Source organism: Microbacterium sp. ANT_H45B, from assembly GCF_008369345.1.
Taxonomy (GTDB): Bacteria; Actinomycetota; Actinomycetes; order Actinomycetales; family Microbacteriaceae; genus Microbacterium.
Genome location: NZ_VOBK01000001.1, coordinates 607,163 through 630,779, shown reverse-complemented (window position 1 = coordinate 630,779; position 23,617 = coordinate 607,163). Strand labels below are relative to the sequence as shown.

At 69.9% G+C, this 23,617-nt stretch carries 22 protein-coding genes; 12 read left to right on the top strand and 10 right to left on the bottom strand.

Features of this window, described 5'->3' with window-relative positions; genetic code table 11:
• Window positions 1-53: 53 nt before the first annotated feature.
• Complete coding sequence (hemE, locus tag FQ142_RS03055; protein ID WP_149422157.1) at window positions 54-1,076, bottom strand: uroporphyrinogen decarboxylase; 1,023 nt, start codon at window positions 1,074-1,076, stop codon at window positions 54-56.
• 61 nt (window positions 1,077-1,137) lie between these two features.
• Between hemE and FQ142_RS03050 the strand changes: the two genes are divergently transcribed.
• A complete protein-coding gene (locus FQ142_RS03050; protein WP_149422156.1) occupies window positions 1,138-2,433 on the top strand; it encodes a glutamyl-tRNA reductase in 1,296 nt (431 codons plus the stop codon).
• Between the two features lie 73 nt (window positions 2,434-2,506).
• Window positions 2,507-3,076: an HhH-GPD-type base excision DNA repair protein gene (locus FQ142_RS03045; protein WP_149422155.1), complete on the top strand. Its 570-nt coding sequence runs from the start codon at window positions 2,507-2,509 to the stop codon at window positions 3,074-3,076.
• Window positions 3,077-3,153: 77 nt separating this feature from the next.
• On the opposite strand, the gene FQ142_RS03040 is transcribed toward FQ142_RS03045, so the two are convergent.
• Both FQ142_RS03040 and FQ142_RS03035 read right to left on the bottom strand, forming a co-directional pair.
• Window positions 3,154-4,539 carry a glycine--tRNA ligase gene (locus tag FQ142_RS03040; RefSeq protein WP_149422154.1) on the bottom strand — a complete coding sequence of 462 codons (1,386 nt, stop codon included), beginning with the start codon at window positions 4,537-4,539 and terminating at the stop codon, window positions 3,154-3,156.
• Window positions 4,540-4,628: 89 nt separating this feature from the next.
• On the bottom strand, window positions 4,629-5,318 hold the full coding sequence (locus tag FQ142_RS03035; RefSeq protein WP_149422153.1) for a GNAT family N-acetyltransferase: 690 nt from the start codon (window positions 5,316-5,318) through the stop codon (window positions 4,629-4,631).
• 111 nt (window positions 5,319-5,429) lie between these two features.
• Here FQ142_RS03035 and FQ142_RS03030 point away from each other — a divergent pair, with 111 nt between their 5' ends.
• Entirely contained in the window at window positions 5,430-6,893 is a 1,464-nt protein-coding gene (locus tag FQ142_RS03030; protein ID WP_149422152.1) for a peptide MFS transporter, read from the top strand.
• Window positions 6,894-6,977: 84 nt separating this feature from the next.
• Window positions 6,978-8,420 (top strand): MFS transporter, encoded by a 1,443-nt coding sequence (locus FQ142_RS03025; RefSeq protein ID WP_149422151.1) that lies wholly within the window; start codon window positions 6,978-6,980, stop codon window positions 8,418-8,420.
• Window positions 8,421-8,453: 33 nt separating this feature from the next.
• Here FQ142_RS03025 and FQ142_RS03020 read toward each other — a convergent pair whose 3' ends face one another.
• The 4 genes from FQ142_RS03020 to FQ142_RS03005 form a co-directional block, all read right to left on the bottom strand.
• Entirely contained in the window at window positions 8,454-8,849 is a 396-nt protein-coding gene (locus FQ142_RS03020; RefSeq protein ID WP_149422150.1) for a hypothetical protein, read from the bottom strand.
• An 84-nt stretch (window positions 8,850-8,933) separates the two neighbouring features.
• Window positions 8,934-9,857 carry a serine hydrolase gene (locus tag FQ142_RS03015; RefSeq protein WP_149422149.1) on the bottom strand — a complete coding sequence of 308 codons (924 nt, stop codon included), beginning with the start codon at window positions 9,855-9,857 and terminating at the stop codon, window positions 8,934-8,936.
• Window positions 9,858-10,010: 153 nt separating this feature from the next.
• A complete protein-coding gene (locus FQ142_RS03010; RefSeq protein ID WP_149422148.1) occupies window positions 10,011-11,975 on the bottom strand; it encodes a M13 family metallopeptidase in 1,965 nt (654 codons plus the stop codon).
• A gap of 160 nt (window positions 11,976-12,135) precedes the next feature.
• A complete protein-coding gene (locus tag FQ142_RS03005) occupies window positions 12,136-12,711 on the bottom strand; it encodes a DUF1992 domain-containing protein (RefSeq protein ID WP_149422147.1) in 576 nt (191 codons plus the stop codon).
• A 73-nt stretch (window positions 12,712-12,784) separates the two neighbouring features.
• Here FQ142_RS03005 and FQ142_RS03000 point away from each other — a divergent pair, with 73 nt between their 5' ends.
• Window positions 12,785-14,104 (top strand): MATE family efflux transporter, encoded by a 1,320-nt coding sequence (locus FQ142_RS03000; RefSeq protein ID WP_149422146.1) that lies wholly within the window; start codon window positions 12,785-12,787, stop codon window positions 14,102-14,104.
• A 108-nt stretch (window positions 14,105-14,212) separates the two neighbouring features.
• Here FQ142_RS03000 and FQ142_RS02995 read toward each other — a convergent pair whose 3' ends face one another.
• On the bottom strand, window positions 14,213-14,944 hold the full coding sequence (locus FQ142_RS02995) for a TrmH family RNA methyltransferase (RefSeq protein WP_262492037.1): 732 nt from the start codon (window positions 14,942-14,944) through the stop codon (window positions 14,213-14,215).
• A 70-nt stretch (window positions 14,945-15,014) separates the two neighbouring features.
• Between FQ142_RS02995 and FQ142_RS02990 the strand changes: the two genes are divergently transcribed.
• On the top strand, window positions 15,015-16,274 hold the full coding sequence (locus FQ142_RS02990) for an Nramp family divalent metal transporter (protein ID WP_149422145.1): 1,260 nt from the start codon (window positions 15,015-15,017) through the stop codon (window positions 16,272-16,274).
• 104 nt (window positions 16,275-16,378) lie between these two features.
• On the opposite strand, the gene FQ142_RS02985 is transcribed toward FQ142_RS02990, so the two are convergent.
• Window positions 16,379-18,940 carry a rhamnogalacturonan lyase gene (locus FQ142_RS02985; RefSeq protein ID WP_149422144.1) on the bottom strand — a complete coding sequence of 854 codons (2,562 nt, stop codon included), beginning with the start codon at window positions 18,938-18,940 and terminating at the stop codon, window positions 16,379-16,381.
• Between the two features lie 158 nt (window positions 18,941-19,098).
• Between FQ142_RS02985 and FQ142_RS02980 the strand changes: the two genes are divergently transcribed.
• From FQ142_RS02980 to FQ142_RS17385, 5 genes are all read left to right on the top strand, one after another.
• Window positions 19,099-19,401 (top strand): hypothetical protein, encoded by a 303-nt coding sequence (locus FQ142_RS02980; RefSeq protein ID WP_149422143.1) that lies wholly within the window; start codon window positions 19,099-19,101, stop codon window positions 19,399-19,401.
• Between the two features lie 132 nt (window positions 19,402-19,533).
• Window positions 19,534-20,166, top strand: a complete 633-nt coding sequence (locus FQ142_RS02975) for a metal-dependent transcriptional regulator (RefSeq protein WP_056415077.1) — start codon at window positions 19,534-19,536, stop codon at window positions 20,164-20,166.
• Window positions 20,167-20,274: 108 nt separating this feature from the next.
• The gene (locus tag FQ142_RS02970) at window positions 20,275-21,084 is read left to right on the top strand and encodes an HAD-IIA family hydrolase (RefSeq protein ID WP_045253294.1); all 810 of its coding nucleotides are present in this window, start codon (window positions 20,275-20,277) and stop codon (window positions 21,082-21,084) included.
• 1 nt (window position 21,085) lies between these two features.
• Window positions 21,086-21,655, top strand: a complete 570-nt coding sequence (locus tag FQ142_RS02965) for a YdeI/OmpD-associated family protein (protein WP_149422142.1) — start codon at window positions 21,086-21,088, stop codon at window positions 21,653-21,655.
• A complete protein-coding gene (locus FQ142_RS17385) occupies window positions 21,652-21,822 on the top strand; it encodes a hypothetical protein (RefSeq protein ID WP_167541586.1) in 171 nt (56 codons plus the stop codon). Before FQ142_RS02965 ends, FQ142_RS17385 begins: the two co-directional genes overlap by 4 nt.
• Before the next feature lie 23 nt (window positions 21,823-21,845).
• Here FQ142_RS17385 and FQ142_RS02960 read toward each other — a convergent pair whose 3' ends face one another.
• Window positions 21,846-23,027: an anhydro-N-acetylmuramic acid kinase gene (locus FQ142_RS02960; protein ID WP_149422141.1), complete on the bottom strand. Its 1,182-nt coding sequence runs from the start codon at window positions 23,025-23,027 to the stop codon at window positions 21,846-21,848.
• Between the two features lie 201 nt (window positions 23,028-23,228).
• Between FQ142_RS02960 and FQ142_RS02955 the strand changes: the two genes are divergently transcribed.
• On the top strand, window positions 23,229-23,591 hold the full coding sequence (locus FQ142_RS02955) for a hypothetical protein (protein WP_262492036.1): 363 nt from the start codon (window positions 23,229-23,231) through the stop codon (window positions 23,589-23,591).
• Window positions 23,592-23,617 lie beyond the last annotated feature (26 nt).

Here is a 23,617-nt window from a genome sequence, read left to right as displayed (position 1 = left end):
ACGAGCTCGACGATGCCCGTCAGCTGGTCGGGGCGTCCGGGGCCGGGATCAGATCAGAGCGAATGGACGAGCTCGACGATGCGCGTCAGCTGGTCGGGGTCGGTCTCGGGCGGCACACCGTGTCCGAGGTTCACGATGTGACCGCGCGCCGCGCGCCCACGATCGACCACATCGCGCACGTGCGCCTCCAGCACCGGCCAGGGCGCCGCGAGCAGCGCGGGGTCGATGTTGCCCTGCACCGTGACGTCGGGTCCGAGGATCCCCGCCGCCTCGTCGAGAGGAAGCCGCCAGTCGACCCCCACCGCGTCAGCGATGCCTCCGAGGCGCATGTCCTGCAGGAACGGCCCCGTGCCCACGCCGAAGTGGATGCTCGGCACGCCGATGGCGTCGAGCGCCACGCGCGAGTGGGGAGCGACGAACCTCCGGTAGTCGGAGGTGCTCAGCGACCCTGCCCACGAATCGAACAGCTGGACGACGGAGGCTCCGGCGTTGCGCTGGACCTCGAGGAAGCGACGCGAAACCAGGGCGAGCCAGCCGGCGAGCCGGTTCCAGGAGTCCGGGTCGGCGTGCATCATCGCCCTCGCGCGCAGGTGCTCCTTCGACGGGCCGCCTTCGACGAGATAGGCGGCGAGCGTGAACGGCGCGCCCGCGAAGCCGATGAGCGGGGTGTCGCCGAGCTCGGCGGTGACGATGCCGACGGCCTCGGCGATGGCCGTGCCATCGAGGGAGAGCGGATCGATCGCGGTGAGACGATCGACGTCCGCGGCCGAGCGCACGGGGTTCGCGAACACCGGTCCGCGGCCGGGCTCGATCTCGACATCGACCCCGGCGAGACGCAGCGGGATCACGATGTCACTGAAGAACACCGCGGCGTCCACGCCGTGGCGGCGCACCGGCTGCAGCGTGATCTCCGCCGCGAGATCGGGGGTGAGGCAGGCGTCCAGCATCCGCGTGCCGACGCGCAGTTCGCGGTACTCGGGCAGCGATCGTCCGGCCTGTCGCATGAACCAGACGGGGGCGTGCTCGGGGCGGGGGCCGGTGAGGGCGCGCAGCAGCGGAGCGTCGGAGAGAGCCATGCCTCCATCCTCCCACCCGCGTCCGGGCCGACGTGCCCTGCGGCTCAGGTAGAATCGATCTGTGCTGCTGGTTGTCACGGCGAGTCACAAGACCGCCTCCTTCGAATTGCTCGAACGACTGAGCCGCACCCCCGAAGACGTCGCCTCCACCGTGGTGGACATGGCGTCCTGCGTGCAGGGTGCGGTCGTTCTGGCTACCTGCAACCGCTTCGAGGCCTACGTCGAGATGGACGAACCGGTCACGGCCGCGGGCGCGATCGGCGTCGAGGCCGTGCTGGAGGCCGTCGAGTCGTCGACCGGCATCCGCGCCGAGGAACTTGAGGGCGCCTACGAGGTGCACGCCGGTCGCCGCGTGGCCGAGCACCTCTTCTCGGTCGCCTCCGGCCTCGAATCCGTTGTCTCCGGCGAGGGCGAGATCGCCGGCCAGGTGCGCCGTGCACTCAAGTCCGCTCGCAAGGAGGGCACCACCTCCCCCGAACTGGAGCGCCTGTTCCAGCGGGCGAGCCAGGCCCAGCGCAAGGTCAAGAACGTCACGGCGCTCGGCCGCGCCGGCCGTTCGCTCGTGCGCCTCGCACTCGAGCTCGCCGACAGCCGCGTCGTCGACTGGTCGACCGAGCGCGTGCTGCTGGTGGGCACCGGCGCCTACGCCGCGGTCACGCTTGCGACGCTGCGCGAGCGGGGTGCCGTCAACATCTCGGTGTACTCGCCGTCGGGGCGAGCCGAGAAGTTCGCGGCGAAGCACGGCATCCGCCCCGTCGCCGAGGCCGACTACGCGCGGGTCGCATCGCGCTCGAGCCTGCTGATCACCTGCACCACCGCGACCGCACCCGTGCTGACACCCGAGCACCTGCACGCCCCCACCGGCATCGCGGTCGAGGGATGCCCCGTGGCGTCGCACAGCCAGCTCGTCGTCGACCTCGGGATGCCCCGCAACGTCGACCCCGCCGTCGCCACCCTCGAAGGGGTCGCCCTCCTCGACCTCGAGACGATCAGCCTGCACGCACCGCTCGAAGAGCTGCAGGCGACGGATGCGGCCCGCTCGGTCGTGCGCGAGGCCGCCGAGACCTTCCACGTCGTCGGCAGCCGACAGAGCGTCACCCCCTCGGTGGTGGCACTGCGGTCGCACATGTTCGGTCTTCTCGAGGCCGAGATCTCGCGGGCCCGCGCCCGGGGCGACGAGGACGGACGCGTCGAGCAGGCGCTCCGACACCTGACCGGCGTCCTGCTGCACACCCCGACGACACGGGCGCACGAGCTGGCCGCCACCGGCCGCGCGGACGAGTTCGCTGCGGCGCTGTCGACCCTGTACGGGATCGACCAGGTCGCCCCGGCGGCGGACGACGCCGCCACCGCCTGATCGGGTGCTCGACACAGCCTGATCACAGCGGCGCCTGATCGCGGCGGCGAGCAGCCGGTGCCACACTGGATTCATGGCCCTGCACATCACCGGCGACTCCGACGCCGACGCCCTGCTGTCCGACAACCCGCTCGCGCTGCTCGTCGGGATGCTGCTCGATCAGCAGGTGCCGATGGAGACGGCGTTCGCCGGTCCGCTCAAGATCGAACAGCGCACCGGGGCCGCGGATGCCGCCACGATCGCCCGGATGGACCCGGACGAGTTCCTCGACGCCTTCAAGACCACGCCCGCCGTGCACCGGTTCCCCGGCTCGATGGCCGCCCGCGTGCAGTCGCTCTGCCAGGAGCTCGTCGACCGGTGGGGCGGAGACGCGTCCGCGATCTGGACGGACGGCGATCCCTCAGGCGCTGAGGTGCTGAGACGTCTCAAGGCCCTGCCGGGCTTCGGGGAGCAGAAGGCCAAGATCTTCCTCGCGCTGCTGGGCAAGCAGTACGGCTTCACCGGCGACGGATGGCGGGAGGCGGCGGGCGACTACGGCGTCGAGGGATCGTTCCGCAGCGTCGCCGACATCGTCTCGCCCGAGTCGCTCACGAAGGTCCGCGAGCACAAGAAGGCCGTGAAGGCGGCGGCGAAGACGAAATAGCGAGCCGGGCGCGCTGCTTTCAGGACCGGGCAGTCAGCACCGGGTAGTCAGGCGCACTGCTGTCAGGCGCACTGCTGTCAGGCGCCGCGCAGGAGCGCGGCGAGGTGGTCGTGCAGGCGGTCGATGGGGATGCGTTCCTGCGCCATGCTGTCGCGATCGCGCACGGTGACCTCGTGGTCGTCGAGCGAGTCGAAGTCGACGGTCACGCACAGCGGAGTCCCGATCTCGTCCTGGCGTCGGTAGCGTCGGCCGATCGCCCCCGCATCGTCGAAGTCCACGGCCCAGGAGCCCCGCAGCGCATCCGCCACCTCGCGCGCCAGCGGCGACAGCCGCTCGTTCCGGCTCAGCGGCAGCACCGCGACCTTGACGGGAGCGAGGCGCGGGTCGAGCCGCAGCACCGTGCGCACATCCGTGCCGCCCTTGGCGTTGGGCGCCTCCTCCTCGCGGTAGGCGTCGACGAGGAAGGCCAGCATCGAGCGCGTCAGCCCGAACGACGGCTCGATCACGTGCGGGGTGTACCGGTCGCCCGTCGCCTGGTCGAAGTACGTCAGGCTCTGCCCCGACGCCTCGCTGTGACGGGCGAGGTCGTAGTCGCCGCGGTTCGCCACCCCCATGAGCTCGCCCCACTCCCTGCCCGCGAATCCGAAGCGGTACTCGACGTCGATCGTGGCGGCCGAGTAGTGCGCGCGGTCACCGTCGGGCACGTCGACCCGGCGGAGGTTGGCAGGGTCGAGGCCGAGATCGAGATACCAGTCCCAGCTGGCCTCGACCCAGTGCGCGAACCACGTCTGCGCGTCGGTCGGCGCCGTGAAGAACTCGACCTCCATCTGCTCGAACTCTCGGGTGCGGAAGATGAAGTTGCCGGGGGTGATCTCGTTGCGGAACGCCTTGCCGACCTGCCCGATCCCGAACGGCGGCTTCTTGCGGCTGGTGGTGAGCACGTTCGAGAAGTTGACGAAGATGCCCTGCGCGGTCTCCGGACGCAGGTAATGCAGGCCGGACTCGTCGTCCACGACGCCGAGATGGGTCTTCACGAGCCCCGAGAACGATGCGGGTTCGGTGTACCGCCCTCGGGTTCCGCAGTTCGGGCACGGGGCGACCGCGAGAGCGGCGTCGACGGTGCGGGCCGCGCGCCTCTCGGCCTCCTCCACGACGGCATCGGCACGGAAGCGCCGATGGCAGTTCAGGCACTCCACGAGCTGGTCGCTGAAGGTCGCGACGTGGCCCGAGGCCTCCCACACCCGCCGAGGGAGGATGACGCTCGAGTCGAGTCCCACCATGTCGCCGCGGCCACGGACGAACGTCTGCCACCACTGGCGGCGGATGTTCTCCTTGAGCTCGGTGCCGAGGTGCCCGTAGTCCCACGCCGACCGGGAGCCGCCGTAGATCTCACCGGTCTGGAAGACGAACCCGCGGTGGCGAGCAAGGGCGATGACCTTGTCGAGGCGGGACTGTTCGGCCACGGTGGCTCCAGAGGTCGCAGGGGCGAGCCCGTGACGACGGGCACTTCGATCCTATCCGCGCGACACGAGCGGTCACGGGGCCACGACTCTCAGGCCGTGAAGAGGTAGCCCTTCGCGACGTCGAATCCGGCGAGGGTGAGGCCGCTGCCGAGAAGCCCCTCCATCTGCGCGCGCAGGCGGGTGCGCCACTCGTGCGCGGCCTGCGGATTCTCGACGCGGATGGTCTCGATGTCGGACGGGATCTCCAGCGTCTCCACGACGGATTCGGATGCCGGGGGCTTGGCGATGTCGGCGAGTGCCCATTCGACATCGAGCCGGTCGCTCTCATCTCCCGCGTCGCCACCGCCGAAGATGCCGTAGCGGTTGACCGAGTATCCGGTCGCGCGGGCGCCGAGCACCGTGAGGAAGAAGTGCGCGTTGCGGGCGACGAGCGGATCGAATGTCCAGGTGATGCGGCCGACGTCGCGGGAGAAGGCCCACTGACGCTGGTGCTCCTTGAGCTCCCGGCCCCAGCCGCGTCCGCGGTACTCGGGTCGCAACGCGGTGATGTGGGAGTGCATCGCCCGTCGTGCCGGAGCGCCGAAGAAGGCGATCGACGCACCGACCATCCGCTCCTCTCCGCCCTCGGCATCGAACAGGCCGACGACGTAGTTGCCGGACTGCTGCAGCGCGCGCAGCGTCCCCGCGTCGATGACTCGCTCGGGTCCACGGATGGAGTCGAGCAGCCCCTGCGCGTCGATGATGAGTTCAACGGTGTCGAGATCACGGATGGTTCGCACGCCCCCAGTCTGCCCTCCCCACCGCCGATTTCGGAATCGCCCGCCCCGGAAACGGCCGAACGGCAGGCGGATGGGCATACCGTGCGCGCTCGCTCGGCGTACCGTGGAGGGATGTCAACCAGCGACACCACCGCCGAGACGTCCGACACCCGGTTCTTCGGGCAGCCCTGGGCCCTCGTCCACATCTTCGGCGTCGAGATGTGGGAGCGCTTCAGCTTCTACGGCATGCAGGGGATCCTGCTGATCTACCTGTACTTCTCGGTCAGCGAGGGCGGGCTCGGGCTCTCCCAGGCCGTCGCCGGCGGCATCGTCGGTGCGTACGGCGGATCCGTCTACCTCTCCACCATTCTCGGAGCGTGGATCGCCGACCGGATGCTGGGCTCGGAGCGGGTGCTGTTCCTCAGCGCGATCGTCATCGTGGCCGGGCACGTGGCCCTCGCCCTGCTCCCCGGGTTCCTCGGGGTGGGCGTCGGTCTCGTCCTGGTCGCCCTCGGCTCGGGCGGTCTCAAGGCGAACGCGACCTCGGTGGTCGGAACCCTGTACAGCGCCGACGACACCCGCCGCGACGCCGGTTTCTCGCTGTTCTACCTCGGCATCAACCTCGGCGCGTTCATGGGGCCGATCCTGACCGGCATCCTGCAATCCTCGCTCGGATTCCACTACGGCTTCGGCCTCGCCGCGATCGGCATGACCCTCGGTCTCGTGCAGTACTCGTTCGGGCGCCGCGCTCTGCCCGACGAGGCCCGACGCGTCCCGAATCCGCTGCCCTCCGCGCGCTACCCGCTCGTCGCGATCATCGCGCTGGCCGCGATCGCCGCGATCGTCGTGCTGGTGATGGTCGGGGTGATCAGGGCCGACAACCTGTCGACCATCGTCATCATCGGCACGGTCGTCGCGGCCGTGGCCTATTTCGCCGTGATCCTCAGCAGCCGTCTCATCGACGGCACCGAGCGCTCGCGCGTGTGGGGATTCCTGCCGCTGTTCGTCACCAGCGTCGCGTTCTGGTCGCTGTACCAGCAGCAGTTCACCGTGCTCACGGTCTATTCGGACGAGCGACTCGATCGCAACATCCTCGGGTTCGTGATGCCGGTCTCATGGGTCCAGTCGATCAATCCGGTGTTCATCATCATCCTCTCCGGGGTGTTCGCCGCGATCTGGACGCGTCTCGGCACCCGCCAGCCGTCGACGCCGGTGAAGTTCGCGCTGGGGGCGATGATCATGGGCTCCGCCTTCTTGCTGTTCCTCCCCTTCGCGGGTGGCGGGCCGAACTCGACACCGCTGCTCGCGATCGTCGGGATCCTGCTCGTCTTCACGATCGCCGAGCTGCTGATCTCGCCGGTGGGTCTCTCTGTGACGACCAAGCTCGCGCCGAAGGCGTTCCACACGCAGATGGTCGCGCTGTTCTTCCTCTCGATCGCGCTCGGCACGGCGATCTCCGGCTGGCTCGTGCAGTTCTACGACCCGAAGAACGAGGTGCCGTACTTCTCGATCCTCGGCGGCATCGCGATCGTCGTGGGCCTCGGTCTACTGCTCTCGGTCAAGCCCGTGCTGCGCCTGATGAAGGGTGTGAGCTGAGCACGATCCGCTGAGCACGATCCGCTGAGTGCGATCTCCCCTCCCCCGCGCCTCGGGTGTCTCGGACGCCGATAGCCTGAAGGGATGGGAGAGAACGAAGATCGCGCGCGCAGACGACTCTCCCGAAAGGCTCCGAGATGGGCCGTCATCGCCGTGCTGGCGTTCGCAGGGCTCTGCGCGTCGTTCATGTTCACGCTCGTCGTGCCACTGCAGGCCGAGCTGCCGAGGCTGCTGAACGCCTCGCGCGAGGACACCACCTGGGTCGTCACGATCACTCTGCTGGTCGCCGCGGTCGCCACACCCATCTCGGGTCGCCTCGGCGACATGTACGGCAAGCGCCGCGTGGTGATCGTGCTGCTCGCTCTGTTGATCGTCGGCTCGCTGGTCGCCGCGCTCTCGGGGTCGATCGTCGGCGTCATCATCGGCCGGGCGCTGCAGGGCGCCGTCACCGGTGTGGTGCCGCTCGGCATCGCGATCATGCGCGACATCCTCCCCCCTGAGCGCCTCGGCTCGGCGGTCGCGCTCATGAGTGCGACCATGGGCGTGGGCGGTGCGATCGGCTTGCCGGTGGCCGCCCTGCTCGCCGAGAACGCCGACTGGCACTGGCTGTTCTGGCTGGCCGCCGCTCTGGGGGTCGTCGGGCTCGCCCTCGTGCTCCTCGTCGTGCCGGAAGACGTGCTGCGCTTTCCCGGCCGCCTCGATGTGCTCGGCGCGATCGGTCTCGCGATCGGCCTCACCGGCATCCTGCTGTTCGTCTCGCGAGGCGCCGAGTGGGGCTGGACCGCACCCCTGACCCTCGCCTGCATCATCGGCGGGGTCGGCGTGCTGCTGGTCTGGGGCTGGTACCAGCTGCGCACGACCGACCCGCTGCTCGACCTGCGCGTCGCCGCCCGGCCGGCCGTGCTCTTCACCAACATCGCCGCGATCGGCATGGGATTCGCCCTGTTCGCCTCGAACGTGACGTTCCCGCAGCTGCTCGAGGGGCCCGTCGCCTCGGGCTCGGGCTTCGGGCTCGACATGGTCTCGGCCGCGCTCATCGTCATGCCCGCCGGTCTGGTGATGATGGTGATCTCTCCGCTGTCGGGCTGGCTCGAACGGGCCGTCGGCCCGCGCCCCCTCTTCACGGTCGGCGCCGGTGCCATCGTGCTCGCCTACCTGTTCGTGCTGCTGTGGTCGAGCGAGGTCTGGCACATCCTGGTCGGCAACGTGCTGATCGGCGTCGGGATCGGGTTCACGTTCGCCGCCATGCCGATGATCATCATGCGTTCCGTCCCCGCGAGGGAGACGGGGGCATCGAACGGCCTGAACGCGCTCTTCCGCTCCGTGGGCACCTCCAGCGCGTCCGCGGTCATGGGCGGAGTCCTCGCCGCCATGAGCACCGACATCGGCGGGGTGTCGGTTCCGACGCGAGCGGCCTTCGACCTGTGCTTCTGGCTGGCCATCGCGGCGGGAATCCTCGCGCTCGTGCTGTCGCTCTTCATCCCCCGCCATCGCGCTGTCGAACAGCATCCGTCGCTGCCGGGCTGACCGGGGCTCGGGCTGATCGCAGGTCAGTCGCTGTCAGATCACCCGCGGATCGGGATCTGTGTCCGTCGGCGGTCGCAACCGCGCAGGGATCGGCCACTCGAGCACGTACTGCTGCACAGGCGGACGGGTGACGTCGCCGAAGTCATCGATCTTCACCACGATGCGCCCGGGAACGCCGTCGTCATCGGGAGTGACCTCGAGGATGCGCACGCGAAGCGGCCGATCCGCTTCGCCCTCGAGCATCCACGGATCCGCGAGCCAGGCGAGACCCCTCGCCTCGAGAGCGGCCTCGGCGTCGAGCCACTCCGTAGGAGGAGACGCCGGACGCCCGAGCACGTCGACGGCCACCCAGTCGTCACCGTCAGTGTGGATCCACCCGAGCAGCTCTCGGTCATCACGGCGGTGCGGAGTCCAGTCGGGGCGGGGCATGCCTCCAGGCTAGCGACCACGGCGCGGGCTGTCCGGGGGCCGGGAGCCTGCCACCGCGCGGGCTGTCAGCCACCGCGCGGGCTGTCAGTGCGTGTACTCCATGAGCTCGACGCCGAGAACCCTGAAGACGTCGTGGGCGCGCAGTCGATGGGCGATGGACAGGTCGTCGAAGCAGACGATGAGCGAATAGGCGACGCCGGCACGCGGGCCGGCGAGGACTCCGGCCTCCGCCCGCACTCCGCGGTCACGGCCGGTCTTGTTGATGAAGAGCAGTCCGTGCGCGTCGTGCTCGTGCGAGAAGGGGTCGAGGCCCGTCGAGGCGGCGACGAGGCTGAGGTCCTGATTCAGACTGAGCCACTCCGACACCTGGGCGCTGACGGGGGCGTCCACCACCTGGGAGTTCACCAGGGCCGAGAAGAGACCGGCGAGTTCGCGTGCGGAGCCGACCGCGACCTGCGGAGCGTCGTCGGGTCCGCGCTCGTCGCGGAAGCGGTCGAGCAGGGCGGTGCGGCGCAGGCCGAGCGCCTCGATGCGATCGCGCACCCGCTCGTGGCCGACGCGCTGCAGCAACGCGTTCACGGCGATCGGATCTCCGGCGGTGGCCGCGAGCACCGCGAGATCCTCGAGCGGCAGAGCGGGCGCGTGCAGATGCCGCCACACACCCGACGTCGACACCGCGTCGATGGTGCTCCGTTCGACGATCTCGAGCGGGTCGAGAGAGCCGTCCTCGAAAGCGGCCGCGACCTCGATCAGAAGAGGGACGACACCCAGACCCGCGACGGGCATGGTGACGTGATCGTCGCCGGCGAGCACGTGCACGTGGGTGTCGAGATCGACGACGTGCACCGAGACCTGGGCACCCGCATCCGCGAGCTGTTCGAGCGCCCGCAGCGTCGAGGTGAACGACCTCCGCCCGGAGGCGGCACGGCGCGGCAGGCGACGGCTGGTCCGCTGAGAGCGGCGCAGCGAGGCCAGAGGCGGCCCTTCGACAGGCTCGTGAGCACCCACGCGTGATCCTTCTAGGGGGGTTGGACAGGCGGGATGCTGCGGGGTCCGTCCCCACAGCACGGATATCGTAACCCCGGCCGGTGAGGATGCCCTACAGACTGCGACGTTCGGTCATCAGATCGTCACATGGGAGCCTGCAGGGCATCCCGCGTCTCACCAGATCGTGACCCGGTAGTCCTGCGGCAGCCAGAGCGCGTCGTTCTGGGAGACGTCGAACGCCTCGTAGAAGGCGTCGATGTTGCGGACGATCTGGTTGCAGCGGAACTCGTTCGGCGAGTGCGGGTCGATGGTGAGCAGTCGCAGCGTCTCGGCGTCGCGGCTCTTCTGCTGCCAGACCTGCGCCCACGACAGGAGCAGGCGCTGCACGCCCGTGTACCCGTCGACGACCGGGGCCTCGGCACCGTCGAGCGAGATCTCGTACGCCTTGAGCGCGATGCCGAGACCACCGAGATCGCCGATGTTCTCGCCGATCGTCAGGGCGCCGTTCACATGGTGCTCGGCGTCGAGACCTTCGGGGACCAGCTCGTCGTACTGCGCGATGAGGGCCTTGGTGCGCTCCTCGAACGCCGACCGGTCGGCATCCGTCCACCAGTCCTCGAGCTTGCCCGCGCCGTCGTACCGGCTGCCCTGGTCGTCGAATCCGTGCCCGATCTCGTGTCCGATCACGGCGCCGATCCCGCCGTAGTTCGCCGCCGCGTCGCGGGAGGCGTCGAAGAACGGGTACTGCAGGATGGCCGCGGGGAAGACGATCTCGTTCATCGACGGGTTGTAGTACGCGTTGACCATCTGCGGCGGCATGTGCCACTCCTCGCGGTCGATCGGCTGCCCGACCTTCGCGACGTTGCGGTCGTGCTCGAAGATCGCCGCGCGCCGCACGTTGCCGAACAGGTCGTCGCGGTCGATCTCGAGGGTGGAGTAGTCCCGCCACACGGTGGGGTGACCGATCTTCGGGGTGAACGAATCCAGCTTCGCCAGCGCGCGCTCGCGGGTCTCCGCCGTCATCCACTCGAGGTCGGTGATGCTCTGGCGATAGGCCTCGATGAGGTTCGCGACGAGCTCGTCCATCTCGGCCTTGGCCGTCGGCGGGTAGTGCCGCTCGACGTACACCTTGCCGATGGCCTCGCTCAGCGCGCTCTCGGTGACCGAGACACCGCGCTTCCAGCGCTCGCGGATCGTCGGCACTCCGGTGAGCTCGGTGCCGTAGAACGAGAAGTTCTCCTGCACCATGTCGTCGGTCAGGTAGGGAGCCGCGGCGTGCACGACCTGGGCGCGCAGCCATGCCTTCCAGTCGTCGAGCCGCTCGGCGACGAGGAGCGATCCCAGTCCCTCGAAGAAGCTCGGCTGCGAGACGACGACCTCGGCGAACGCGTCGGGGCGCCCGGGGGCCACCGCGTCGCGCCACGGCTCGAGGTCGACGCCCGCGAGCTCCTGGATCTGCGCCCAGGACAGGAGGTTGTAGGTGGCGACCGCGTCGCGGCTGCGCACGTTGTCCCAGTGGTGCCCCGCGAGCTCGGTCTCGAGCGCGATCGCACGATCGGCGGCCTCGGTCGGCTCGACGATCCCGGCGAGACCGAGCAGTCGCTCGAGGTGCGCGCGGTAGGCCGCACGCGTCTCGGCGAAGGTGTCGAGCCGGAAGTAGCTCTCGTCGGGAAGCGAGAGGCCCGACTGCACGGCCACCGGCAGATAGCGCTCCGGGTTGCCGGGGTCGCCGTCGACGTAGAAGCCGATCAGGTGGGCACGGCCATCGCGGTCGTACGCGCCCACGGTGCGCAGGAACGCGGGGATGCCGTCGATGGCGTCGATCTCGGCGAGCGTCTCCGCCAGCGGCGACACCCCCGCCGCCGCGATGCGCTCGGTGTCCATGAAACTCGCGAACAGGTCGCCGATCTTGCGCGCGAGGGTGCCGACCTCGGCATCCTGCGACTCCTCGATGATCGCGCGGACGTCTTTCTCCGCCTGCTCGGCGAGGAGGTGGAAGGACCCCCATCGCGCCTTGTCGCCGGGGATCTCTGTGCGCGCGAGCCACGCGCCGTTGACGTGGCGGTACAGGTCGTCCTGCGGGCGGATGTCGGAGCTGAACTCGGCGATCTCGAGGCCGGAAGGGAGCACATCTGTCATGCGACCCAGCCTATGCGCCGGTCCGACATCCGGGTCGGCGGGCGCGAGGATCAGGCCCAGAGGCCGAGAAGATCAGCCCCGACGCGCGAGAAGATCAGTCTCGGCGTCCGAGAAGATCAGCCCCGACGGGCGAGAAGATCAGTCTCGGCGTCCGAGAAGATCAGTCTCGGCGTCCGAGACCGAATCTCCGACGCCGCGGCTGCTCCGGCGGCTCCGCGGCACGAACGGCGAGCCTGGCGGCGCGCCGTTCGGCCCAGGCGGCGACCTCGGCGTCGACGTCGCGAGTGCTCGTCACGACCGGCGGGCCGCCCTGCAGCTGCCGGCGCGCGTCGACGACGCGCCTGTTGAAGTCGACGAGGACATCACGGACATCGCTCTCGCGCCCCAGGAGGTCGAGCTGGGCGTCGAGCTCGCGATCCTCGGTGCGGAGCAGGATCGCGGGCGGTCCGAGCCCGGTGAGATTCTCGGTCTCGATCTTGCGGCGGATCCACCAGTCGGGGTCGTGGTGGGTGCCGAGCCCCTCGAGGGGCTTGCCCGCGCCGGGCAGATCGTCGAAGTCGCCCCGCCGGATCGCGACCTGGATGGCCGTCTCGATGAACGCCGCGCGATCGGTGGCGGCCGCGATGCCCGGAGCGTCGCCGGACTCCGCGTCATCCTCCGCGCCGTCGCTCTGCTGCCGCGCGCGGTATCGGGCTGCGGCCTCGCGGGGGTCCGACACGATGCACCTCCCTGGCATCCGGTGGGTGATTCCAGGGTACGGCCGGAGGCGACGACACGGGTCGGTCGGTGTCAGCCCATAGGCTCTGAGGATGACCGAGCGCACCCTCAACCGCGAGATCCTGCGCCTCGCCGTCCCCGCGCTCGGCGCGCTGATCGCGGAACCCGCCTTCCTCATCGTCGACGCCGCGCTCATCGGGCACCTCGGCACGACGCCGCTGGCCGGACTCGGCATCGCCGGCGCCGTGCTACAGACGGTGGTCGGACTCATGGTCTTCCTCGCCTACTCCACGACGCCGGCGGTCGCCCGCCTGTTCGGCGCCGGTCGCCCCGGCGAGGCCGTGTCGGTCGGGATCAACGGCATGTGGCTGGCGCTGGCACTCGGCGCCGTGCTCGCGGCGGCCGGCGCCGTGGCCTCGCCGTGGCTGGTGTCGCTGTTCGGAGCGAGCGATGCCGTCGCCGCCCAGGCCAACGACTACCTCGTTGTCTCGATGTGGGGTCTCCCCGCCATGCTGATCGTCTTCGCGGCGACCGGACTGCTGCGCGGGATGCAGGACACGGTCACGCCGCTGTGGATCGCCGGGCTGGGGTTCGGGGCGAACGCCCTGCTCAACGTCGTCTTCATCTACGGGCTCGGCTGGGGCATCGCCGGCTCCGCGGCGGGCACCGTGGTCGCGCAGTGGGGGATGGTCGGCGCCTACGTGCTGGTCATCCGACGGCTCGCCGTGACCCATGATGCCTCGCTGACGGTGAAGCGCGAGGGCATGGGCCGCACCGCGCGGTCCGGGGGCTGGCTGTTCCTGCGCACGGTGAGTCTGCGGGCAGCGCTGCTCGTGACCGTCGCCGTGGCCACGGGCATCGGCACGGACGAGCTCGCCGGCTGGCAGATCGTGTTCACGATCTTCTCGGCAGCGGCCTTCGCCCTCGATGCCCTGGCGATCGCCGCGCAGGCCCTGATCGGCAAGGAGCTCGGAGCCGGCGACCAGCGGCAGGTGCAGCGCGTGCTGGCGCGGACGGTCGCGTGGGGCGTGTGGTTCGGGGTGATCGTGGGGGCGCTGATCGCCGCCCTGTCCGGCGTGCTGGGCATCGTGTTCACCGGCGATCCCGACATCGCGGCGCTCGTGCAGCCGGCGCTGCTGATCCTCGCGGTCGCCCAGCCGATCGCCGGTGTCGTGTTCGTGCTCGACGGCGTGCTGATGGGCGCGAACGACGCCCGATACCTCGCACTCGCCGGCGTGCTCAACCTCCTGCCGTTCCTCCCCGCGCTCTGGATCATCGCCGCGACCGGCGTCGACGGTGCCCCCGGACTCATCTGGCTCGCCGTCGCGTTCTTCGGCGTGTACCTGCTCGCTCGCCTCGGCACTCTCGGCTGGCGGGTGCGCTCAGGACGCTGGCTCACCGCCGGAGTCTGATCCTGCACACACGCGCAGGACTCGACGTTCTCCACGTATCTCGGAATCCCGGACAGGTGGGCCGCGCAGCCCTAGACCGGGACTGACGGCGGCGCAGGAACCCGAGGGTCAGCCCGCGTGCCTCCGGCACCACTCGTACATGATCACGGCTGCGGCCGCGCTCGCGTTGATCGACCGGGTCGATCCGTACTGGGTGATCTCGATGTGCCCGGATGCCGCGGCGAGCGCCTCGTCGGAGAGACCCGGCCCCTCCTGCCCGAACAGCAGGACGCAGCTCTGCGGCAGCTCGGCACGATCGACGGGCACTGCCCCCTCGACGTTGTCGACGGCGATGATCGGGATGCCCTCGGCCGCCGCCCAGGCCGCGAAGGTCTGCACATCCTCATGGTGGACGACGTGCTGGTAGCGGTCGGTCACCATGGCGCCGCGCTTGTTCCAGCGGCGACGACCGATGATGTGCACGGTGTCGGCGAGGAATGCGTTGGCGCTGCGCACGATCGAGCCGATGTTCATGTCGTGCTGCCAGTTCTCGATGGCCACGTGGAACGGATGCCGCTTCGTGTCGAGGTCGGCGACGATCGCCGGCATCCGCCAGTACCGGTAGCGATCGATCACGTTGCGGGTGTCACCGGCGGCGAGCAGCTCGGGGTCGTACTGCTCCCCCTGCGGCCACTCCGCGGGTCCGCCGGGCCAGGGGCCCACCCCGTACCCGGGCTGCGCCGACGATCCGCCTGCGTCTGACGATCCGCTTGTCTCCGACGTGTCAAGTGTTCCCGACGTGTCGCCTGTCTCTGACGCGTCGCCTGTCTCCGCCGGGCCTGCGGGCGTCTGCTCATCCATCCCGTCAGGCTATCCGTCACGCGACGGAGCGCATATTTAGGTACACCGAAATATCCGCTACGATTTCGGCATGCCTAAAAATGCCGCGACACCGCCCCGCAGTCTGTGGCTGCTCGGGCCCGCCCTGGTCGCCGGAGTCGCCTACCTCGACCCGGGCAACGTCGCGAGCAACATGACGGCCGGTGCCCAGTACGGCTACCTACTCGTGTGGATCGTCGTGGCGGGCAACATCATGGCGTGGCTGATCCAGTACCTCTCCGCCAAGCTCGGCGTCGTCACGGGCCAGAGCCTCCCCGAGGTGCTGGGCACGCGGCTGACGAGGCCGTGGGCCCGCCGGGCGTACTGGCTGCAGGCCGAGCTCGTCGCGATGGCCACCGACCTCGCCGAGGTCATCGGCGGGGCGGTCGCGCTGTACCTGCTGTTCGACATCCCGCTGCTGCTCGGCGGCGTCATCACCGGCGCGGTGTCGATGATCCTGCTCGCGGTGCAGAACCGGGGCGGCGCGCGGCCGTTCGAGTTCGTGATCATCGGGCTGATGGCGATCATCGCGGTCGGCTTCGTCGCCGGCCTCTTCGTCGCTCCACCGGATGCCGGCAGCATCGTCGGCGGACTCGTGCCCCGCTTCGAGGGCACCGGATCGGTGCTCCTCGCCGCGTCCATCCTCGGCGCGACGATCATGCCGCACGCGATCTACGCCCACTCCTCGCTGACCCGCGACAGGTTCGGCGCGGCCGCGACGCACGGACCGACCGAGGCGGCGCGCACCGAGGTCTCCCGCATCCGCCGTCTGCTGACCGCGACCCGCTGGGACGTCTCGATCGCGATGGTGATCGCCGGGACGGTGAATCTCGGCATCCTGCTGCTCGCCGCCGCCAACCTCGCCGGGGTCGACGGCACGGACTCCCTCGAAGGCGCGCACGCCGCGCTGGCCGCGGGGCTCGGGCCCGTCGTCGCCACCTTCTTCGCCGTCGGCCTGCTCGCCTCGGGGCTCGCGTCGACCTCGGTCGGCGCCTACGCGGGAGCCGAGATCATGCACGGCCTGCTGCACGTGCGCATCCCGCTGCTGGCACGGCGGCTGATCACCCTGATCCCCGCGCTCGTGATCCTCGGGCTCGGCGTCGATCCGACACTGGCCCTCGTGCTCAGCCAGGTCGTGCTGTCGTTCGGCATCCCGTTCGCGCTGATCCCGCTGGTGGCGCTCACGGCCCAGCGTCGCACGCTGGGCGCCTGGGTGAACCGGCGATGGACCACCGCGGCCGGTGTGCTGGCGTCGGTGCTGCTCATCGCCCTCAACGGCGCGCTGCTCTGGCTGGTCCTGACCGGCGCCTGAGCAGGCGTCGCGCACGCGGAACCGCCCCGAGCCGGCACGGGAAGATTCGGCTCGGGGCGGCGGTCTGTCTGCGCTCAGCGCATCCGCGCTCAGCGCTCGCGCGCTCAACGCGAGCGGAGCGTCTCCGTCCACTGCGAGACGGCACCGTCGGCGATGCGATGCCCGGGCTCGGGGACAGCGACCACGGTCACCTCGCCCGTGACGCGCACCTTGCCGTTGCGCGCCTCGACCTTCTCGCCGTTCACGTAATAGGTGACGCCCTTGACGTTGGCCGGCACCTTCACCTCGTCACGAGACGTCCCGGGCTTGTCGGTGAACTTCGGAGCCTTGGGCGTCACCGGCGCGGTGAGCACCGGGACGTTCGCCCAGTCGATATCGCTCGCCAGGTAGAACGAGGTATACGCGGGCTGGTTGTAGGTCGTCTGCTGACGTGCCGTCTCGGCGCGATACTGCACGTCGTGCATGAGCGTGGTGAGCTTGTGCGCCGTCGGCTCGGTGGTCGTGTAGAACCGCAGCGCGCTCGAGTCGGTCGTGCGCACCAGCAGCTCCTCGCGCCAGTCCCCCAGCACGTCGGCGACCAGGGAGGGATTGCCCTTGGTGCCGTTGTTCGTGAGGGTTCCGGTGGCCGTGAGCACGGTGCCACGGGTCCAGTCGTCGATCGTGGGTGTCTGATCGCCGCTGCCGTTCACGATCTGGGTGGTCATGTCCCCCGCCCAGCGGATCGACATGTTCGTGCCGGGCGTCGCCGTGTCGAGCAGCTCTCCTGTGGCGCTCAGCAGTCCGCTGCCCTCGGTGCCGCCGGGCATGCTCGACCACACCTCGATGCCGGGGATGTCCGGGCGGACGTCTCCGATCATCGCCCGACCGGTGTCGCGACCGGAGTATGCGCCGAACAGCGATTCCCCCGTGGCCGCATCACGCAACACCGATCCGTACGGGGCGAAGGTGCCGCCCTCGTGGGCCGTCCAGATCTCGAGTCCGGGGCGGCTCGGATCGATGTCCGCCACGTGCATCGCGTCACCGTGGCCGAGGCGCACGTTCTCGCCCGGCGCGGCGCTGCCCTCGGGCAGCACGTCGAACGAGCTGTACAGCAGGCTGCCGTCGTGATCGATCGTCGCCGATCCGTAGACGAGCTCCTGCTTGCCGTCGGCATCCACGTCGGCGAAGCTCAGCGAGTGGTCGCCCTGCGTCGTGATCGTCCCGAACTCGGGGTCGGTGCCATCACGCCCGTGGGGCGAGTCGTTGAACGGGTTCGTCATCGGCGCGTGGCCGCTGTCGACATCCCAGCGCTCCGTGAGGCGCTTGCCGTCCCAGTCGAAGGCCGTGACGGTCGTGCGCGTGTAGTAGCCGCGGGCGAAGACGGCGGACGGATGCTGGCCGTCGAGGTAGCCGACGCCCGACAGGAAGCGGTCGACGCGGTTGCCCGGCTCGATGCGGGACATCGCGTAGTCGCCCCACAGCAGGCCGTCATCGCCGCGCTCGGTCGGATACGGGATGGTCTGGAGTTCCTTGCCGGTGGCGCTGTCGAAGACCGTGAGGTACTCGGGCCCGTCGATGATGAAGCCCTCGAACTCCCGCAGCAGGTTGCGGGCGCTGCGGCTCGGCGCATACACGTCGATGAACGTGTCGGCGAGCTCCTCGGCGCTCTCCCTGCTCAGCGGGTACTCGTGCGTGACGGGCATGCCCCATGCCTCTTCGAGAGTCGCCGGCCACTGCCCCGAGACGACCTCGTCGCGTGAACTCCAGCCGAGGAACATCTCGACGAGATGTGCTTCGTAGTCGGCGGCGCTGAGCCGGTAGTCGTCGTCGTGGGTGACCCCGGCCTTGCGGTCGGACTTCGGCAGGGTGATGAAGGACTCCCCGACGACGGCCCCGTCGGCGCCGTACTGCACCGACCTGGTGCCCGGCGCCGTCTTCAGCATCGTCTCCGAGCGGCCGTCCCCGTCGAAGTCGTGGACGAGGAACTGCGTGTAGTGGGCTCCCGCCCTGATGTTCACGCCCAGGTCGAGGCGGTTGAGCAGCGTGCCGTCGAGCTCGTAGGTGTCGAGGTAGACGGAGCCGGTGTAGCCGCGCTGCGAGACGTCCTTCGCATTCGACGGCTCCCACTTCACGACGTACTCGTACTGCCCGTCGCCGTCGACATCGCCGACCGACACGTCGTTCGCGGAGTAGGTGTAGGCCTCGCCCGCGGGCGTGACGCCGTCGGCGGGCTTCTGCAGCGGCAGGTCGTGATGCCCATCGGCCCAGGCGGTGACCGGGGCGGAGGCGGATGCCGCGAGCTCGACGCCGTTCACGATCGGGACGACGGAGTACTCCGCCGTGGCCGTTCCCTCGGCATCCGCGAGGTTCGTGCTGTCGGTCACGGTGGCGATCTTCGTGCCGTCACGGTAGACGGCGAAGTCGGGTCCGGCGAGCCCGGTGGCCGTGGCCCCGGTCGCCTCGGAGGACAGCAGCCGCCAACTCAGGAAGACGCCGTCGGCGGTGGAGACGGCGACGAGGCCGCGGTCGAGGTTCTCCAGCTGCGGAGTCGCGGATGCCGGGCCATGGCGTCCGGCGTCCGGGCCCGTGGCGGGGGCGGCGGCGGCGCTGTGCACGCCTCCCACCAGCAGGCAGCCTGCGGCGGCGACCGCGACGGCAGCGCGGAATGAATGATGTCGGATGTTCATCGTCGAAATCCTTCTCTGGGCAGGACGCCCGCTCGGATAGCGTTTTCCCGTGCCCGGTCGAAGTTACCCGCCACCCCCGGCGCCGTCAAGGAGATCGGCTCGATTGAGACGATTCACAGCGGGCGGCGCGGCTTCACCCGGCCAGTAGGCTCGAGGGCATGCCCGTCGAGAACGCCCGTCGCACCGTCCGCATCCTCACCTGGATCGCCATCGCGACCGGCGTGGCCGGCGGACTGCTGGTCGCCTTCCCGACGGTGCTGCCCATCGGCGGCCCGTGGGTGCAGCTCGCCCTCGGTCTCGCGACGCTCGTGCTCGCCTTCCGTGCCCGAAAGATCGGCATCGCCGGCATCGAGGGATTCGACGGCCGCCTCTCGCTCTTCGCCGCGCTGCTGGGATTCCTCATCATGTTCTTCGCGGGCCAGGTGGCCTTCGGCATCCTCGTCGACGTCGCCAACCCCTGAGCGCCGCCGAGTCCTGACCGCAGCGAACTCCTGAGCCCCACCGAGCCCTGGCCCCCGGAGCCCTGAGCCCCGCCGAGCTCTGAGCCACACCGAGGACAGAATGCCGGCACCCTCCTGATCTAGGCTGGGAGCGTGGCATCTCCGGCAGCAGACGACTATCTCAAGACCGTCTACGCGCACACCGAATGGCAGGATGCGCCGATCACCCCGTCGGTCCTCGCGGCGAAGCTCGGCATCGCCCCCTCGTCGGTGACCGAGATGGTGAAGAAGCTCGCCGCGGCCGGGTTCGTCTCGCACGTCCCGTACGGAGCGGTGCGCCTGACGGATGCGGGCACCCAGCGCGCGCTCGCGATGGTGCGCCGACACCGCCTGATCGAAACCTGGCTGGTGCAGGAGTTCGGCTACGGCTGGCACGAGGTGCACGACGAGGCCGAGGTGCTCGAGCACACCATCAGCGATCGGCTGCTCGAGGGCATCGACGCGCGCCTGGGGCGACCCCGGTTCGATCCGCACGGCGATGCCATCCCCGACGCCGACGGACGCGTCGACCGCGAGCCGTTCGTGCTGCTCGCCGACGCTCCCGCCGGTCACACCGGGCGGGTCCTGCGCGTCGACGACCGCGATCCCGAGCTGCTGCGCTCGCTCGAGGCCGCCGGCGTCGTGGTCGCGGCGACGATCACCACCACCGCATCCGGTGTCGAGCTCGACGGCTCTCCCGCGACGCTCCCCGAAGGCGCGGCGGATGTCGTCTGGCTCAGCGCCTGAACTGCGCGGGGCAGGGATGCCCCCGCGGGCACGCACCTGACAGCACGACCTGACAGCGCGACGCAGACCCGACACCTGCACGCCACCCCGGGCGAATAGGCTGTGCACATGGGACACCGCGACGACATCGAATGCTGGCTGACCGACATGGACGGCGTTCTCGTGCACGAGAACGACGCGATCCCGGGCGCATCCGAGCTGCTGGCGGGATGGGAGCAGAACGAGATCCCCTATCTGGTCCTGACGAACAACTCGATCTTCACCGCGCGCGATCTCTCGGCGCGGCTGCGGGCCAGCGGCCTGACCGTTCCGGAGGAGCGCATCTGGACCTCGGCGCTTGCGACGGCCGACTTCCTCAAGCAGCAGGTTCCCGGCGGCTCGGCCTTCGTGATCGGCGAGGCCGGCATCCTCACCGCTCTGCATGAGGCCGGCTTCATCATGACCGAGACCGACCCCGACTTCGTGGTCGTCGGCGAGACCCGCAACTACTCGTTCGAGGCGATCACCAAGGCGATCCGGCTGATCATCCGCGGCGCGCGGTTCATCGTCACGAACCCCGACGCGACCGGCCCCTCGGCCGATGGCGTGATGCCGGCGACCGGCGCGATCGCCGCCCTCATCACGAAGGCCACGGGCAAGGAGCCCTACGTCGTCGGCAAGCCCAACCCGATGATGTTCCGGTCGGCTCTGAACAAGATCGGTGCGCACTCGAAGAAGACCGGCATGATCGGCGACCGCATGGACACCGACATCATCGCCGGCATCGAGGCGGGTCTGCACACCGTGCTCGTGATGACCGGGATCAGCGACCAGGCCGAGGTCGAGAAGTACCCGTTCCGGCCCGACGAGATCGTCGACTCGGTCGCCGATCTGCTGCCCACCGTCACCGAGTCGATCCCGACGCTCGACGAGGACTGACGTGGGCGCGCTCGACGAGGGGGAGCGCGTCGTCGCGGCGGATGCCGAGGTCTGGCGCGACTGGCTCGCGCAGCATCATGAGCGCGCCTCGGGGGTCTGGCTGCTGAGCATCCGCGGCAAGGGCGCCGACGGCATCGGCTACGAGGATGCCGTGCGCCAGGCACTGTGCTTCGGCTGGATCGACGGCCCGGTGCGCACGTTCGACGACCGGACCGTCGGGCAGTGGTTCTGCCCGAGGCGTCGGGGCAGCGGATGGGCGGCGACCAACAAAGCGCGTCTGATCGAGCTCGAGGCCGCGGGACTGCTCGCGCCCGCGGGCCTGCGCGTGCTCGAGGCCGCGAAGGCCGACGGATCATGGGTCCTGCTCGACGGCCCCGAGGCGGGCGTCGAGCCCGACGAGCTCACACGCGCGCTGGATGCCGAGCCGGCCGCGCGGGCGAACTGGGACGCGTTCCCGCCCTCGGTGAAGAAGTTCGGACTCACGCACATCGCGATGGCGAAGCGCGCGGACACGCGCGCGGCGCGGATCGCCAAGATCGTGGCGGATGCCGCGGAGGGGAGACGCCCATGAATCAGTCCGACGTGCTGTTCCTCGTCCTGTTCCTGATCCTGCTCAGCACACTGACGGTGTTCGTCGTGCAGCTGGTCCGTTCCCGACGCCGCGGCGGCGGCGCAGAGGGCGACGGCCGCGCCGGCTGGTGGGAAGGCCCCTGGGACGACGACGACCGCAGGCGCTGACGGCTCTCAGCGCCTGACCGTTCTCAGCGCAGCGTGAGGCTGCGCAGCGTGAGGCTGCGCACGCGCGCGACCGGCTCCGGCATCCGCAGCGGACCCGCCCCCGGGGTGATCGTCCCGAGGATGCGCGGCTCGTGCGCCCCGGTCCCGCCCGGGGCGACGGCCGCCACACCGTGCATGGTGCACCAGCCGATCAGCGCGAACAGGATGGCCTCCTTGCTGTCCACCGGCGCGCCCAGCTCGTCGGCCAGCACGACCTCGACACCGGGGAGGGCATCGCGCAGGCCCTGCAGGATCAGCGGGTTGTGACAGCCTCCTCCGGACACCGCGAGGAAGCGGATGCCGGCGGCGACGACATCCGCGGCGACCGTCCGCACGGTCAGTTCGGTGAGGGTGCGCACGAGGTCGGGGATCGCGATCTCCCGCCCGCGGTCGCGCTGCCGAGCGACATGCTCGCGCACGTACTCGAGGTGGAAGTGCTCCTTGCCGGTGCTCTTGGGCGCGGGGAGCGCGTAGTACGGGTCAGCGAGCAGAGCGTCGAGCAGAGCGTCGTCGACGATGCCGGCACGGGCGATCGCGGCATCCGCGTCGTAGCCGCGCTCGTCCAGGCCCTCCGCCACGACGATCGCATCGACCAGCGCGTTGGCTGGGCCGATGTCGTACGCCGACAGACCGTCGGGGCCGACCACGGTCATGTTCGCGATACCGCCGAGGTTGACGGCCGCCGAGACGCCTGCGCGGTCGCGCAGCAGCAGCTCGTCGAGGAACGACACGAGCGGAGCCCCATGCCCGCCGGCGGTGACGTCACGGATGCGCACGTCGGAGACCACCGGCGCCCCCACCTTCTCGGCGATCCAGGCGGGCTGGCCGATCTGCAGAGTGCCGAGCGCGTGACCGGCGTCGACCCAGTGGAAGACCGTCTGGCCGTGCGTGCAGACGGCGTGCACTCCCCCGACCGCGGCCGCCGCCGTGGCCGCGACCTCGGCGAACGCCTGGCCGATCAGGGTGTCGAGCTCGCAGACCTCGGCGAACGTGGTGGGCGCAGGCGGGAGCGCCGCCACGAGACGCGCGCGCAGCTCGGGGTCATACGGCACGCTGTCCTCGTGGAGGACGGTGCCGCGAAGAGTCCCCTCGTTCTCCACGAAGTCGACGACCGCGACATCGATTCCGTCGTGAGAGGTGCCCGAGAGCAATCCGAGTACGCGCATGAGTGTTCCTTCCGTCGCCTGCTACGAGCGTAGGCCGGTTTTGTTAGGGAGGCGAACGGAAGGGGGCGTCCTTCCTGCACGGAGGTTCGCTCCACGCGACTCATCCACCGTGGCCGGCTCCCTGGCACCCCTCGGGATCACGTGCGACAACGGCGCACGTAGCATTCTGCGAGAGTCGCCGGTCGCCGTCAGAATGGGAGCATGTTCGTGTCCGCAGAAACCCTCACGATCGTCCTCAGCGCCGTCGGCCTCCTGCTGACGCTGGGCAGCATCATGTGCGCGGGCTTCGCGTGGTGCATCCGCCGCATCGATGGATTCGAGAGGTCACTCGGAGCACGCATCGACGGAGTCGACGACAAACTCGGAGCACGCATCGACGGAGTCGACGACAAACTCGGAGCACGCATCGACGGACTCGAAGAGAGACTCGGAGCACGCATCGATGGAGTCGAGAGATCACTCGGAGCACGCATCGACGGAGTCGCAGCGGACATGGTCGAACTCAAGGTCGCGGTCGCGCGGCTTGAAGGCCCGCAGCGCCACCTGATCGTCGCGTCACGCTGACGCGCCGCTCCCGATCTGCTGCAGAC

What these genes read in the sequence shown, in the direction of transcription:
- FQ142_RS03005 (WP_149422147.1), bottom strand. Translation starts at nt 12,711, where the DNA reads ATGCCAGGGAGGTGCATCGTGTCGGACCCCCGCGAGGCCGCAGCCCGA.
- FQ142_RS02955 (WP_262492036.1), top strand. Translation starts at nt 23,229, where the DNA reads ATGTTCGTGTCCGCAGAAACCCTCACGATCGTCCTCAGCGCCGTCGGC.
- FQ142_RS02995 (WP_262492037.1), bottom strand. Translation starts at nt 14,944, where the DNA reads ATGGATGAGCAGACGCCCGCAGGCCCGGCGGAGACAGGCGACGCGTCA.
- hemE (WP_149422157.1), bottom strand. Translation starts at nt 1,076, where the DNA reads ATGGCTCTCTCCGACGCTCCGCTGCTGCGCGCCCTCACCGGCCCCCGC.
- FQ142_RS03025 (WP_149422151.1), top strand. Translation starts at nt 6,978, where the DNA reads ATGGGAGAGAACGAAGATCGCGCGCGCAGACGACTCTCCCGAAAGGCT.
- FQ142_RS03000 (WP_149422146.1), top strand. Translation starts at nt 12,785, where the DNA reads ATGACCGAGCGCACCCTCAACCGCGAGATCCTGCGCCTCGCCGTCCCC.
- FQ142_RS02980 (WP_149422143.1), top strand. Translation starts at nt 19,099, where the DNA reads ATGCCCGTCGAGAACGCCCGTCGCACCGTCCGCATCCTCACCTGGATC.
- FQ142_RS17385 (WP_167541586.1), top strand. Translation starts at nt 21,652, where the DNA reads ATGAATCAGTCCGACGTGCTGTTCCTCGTCCTGTTCCTGATCCTGCTC.
- FQ142_RS03010 (WP_149422148.1), bottom strand. Translation starts at nt 11,975, where the DNA reads ATGACAGATGTGCTCCCTTCCGGCCTCGAGATCGCCGAGTTCAGCTCC.
- FQ142_RS03020 (WP_149422150.1), bottom strand. Translation starts at nt 8,849, where the DNA reads ATGCCCCGCCCCGACTGGACTCCGCACCGCCGTGATGACCGAGAGCTG.
- FQ142_RS02990 (WP_149422145.1), top strand. Translation starts at nt 15,015, where the DNA reads ATGCCTAAAAATGCCGCGACACCGCCCCGCAGTCTGTGGCTGCTCGGG.
- FQ142_RS02970 (WP_045253294.1), top strand. Translation starts at nt 20,275, where the DNA reads ATGGGACACCGCGACGACATCGAATGCTGGCTGACCGACATGGACGGC.
- FQ142_RS02960 (WP_149422141.1), bottom strand. Translation starts at nt 23,027, where the DNA reads ATGCGCGTACTCGGATTGCTCTCGGGCACCTCTCACGACGGAATCGAT.
- FQ142_RS02985 (WP_149422144.1), bottom strand. Translation starts at nt 18,940, where the DNA reads ATGAACATCCGACATCATTCATTCCGCGCTGCCGTCGCGGTCGCCGCC.
- FQ142_RS03030 (WP_149422152.1), top strand. Translation starts at nt 5,430, where the DNA reads ATGTCAACCAGCGACACCACCGCCGAGACGTCCGACACCCGGTTCTTC.
- FQ142_RS03045 (WP_149422155.1), top strand. Translation starts at nt 2,507, where the DNA reads ATGGCCCTGCACATCACCGGCGACTCCGACGCCGACGCCCTGCTGTCC.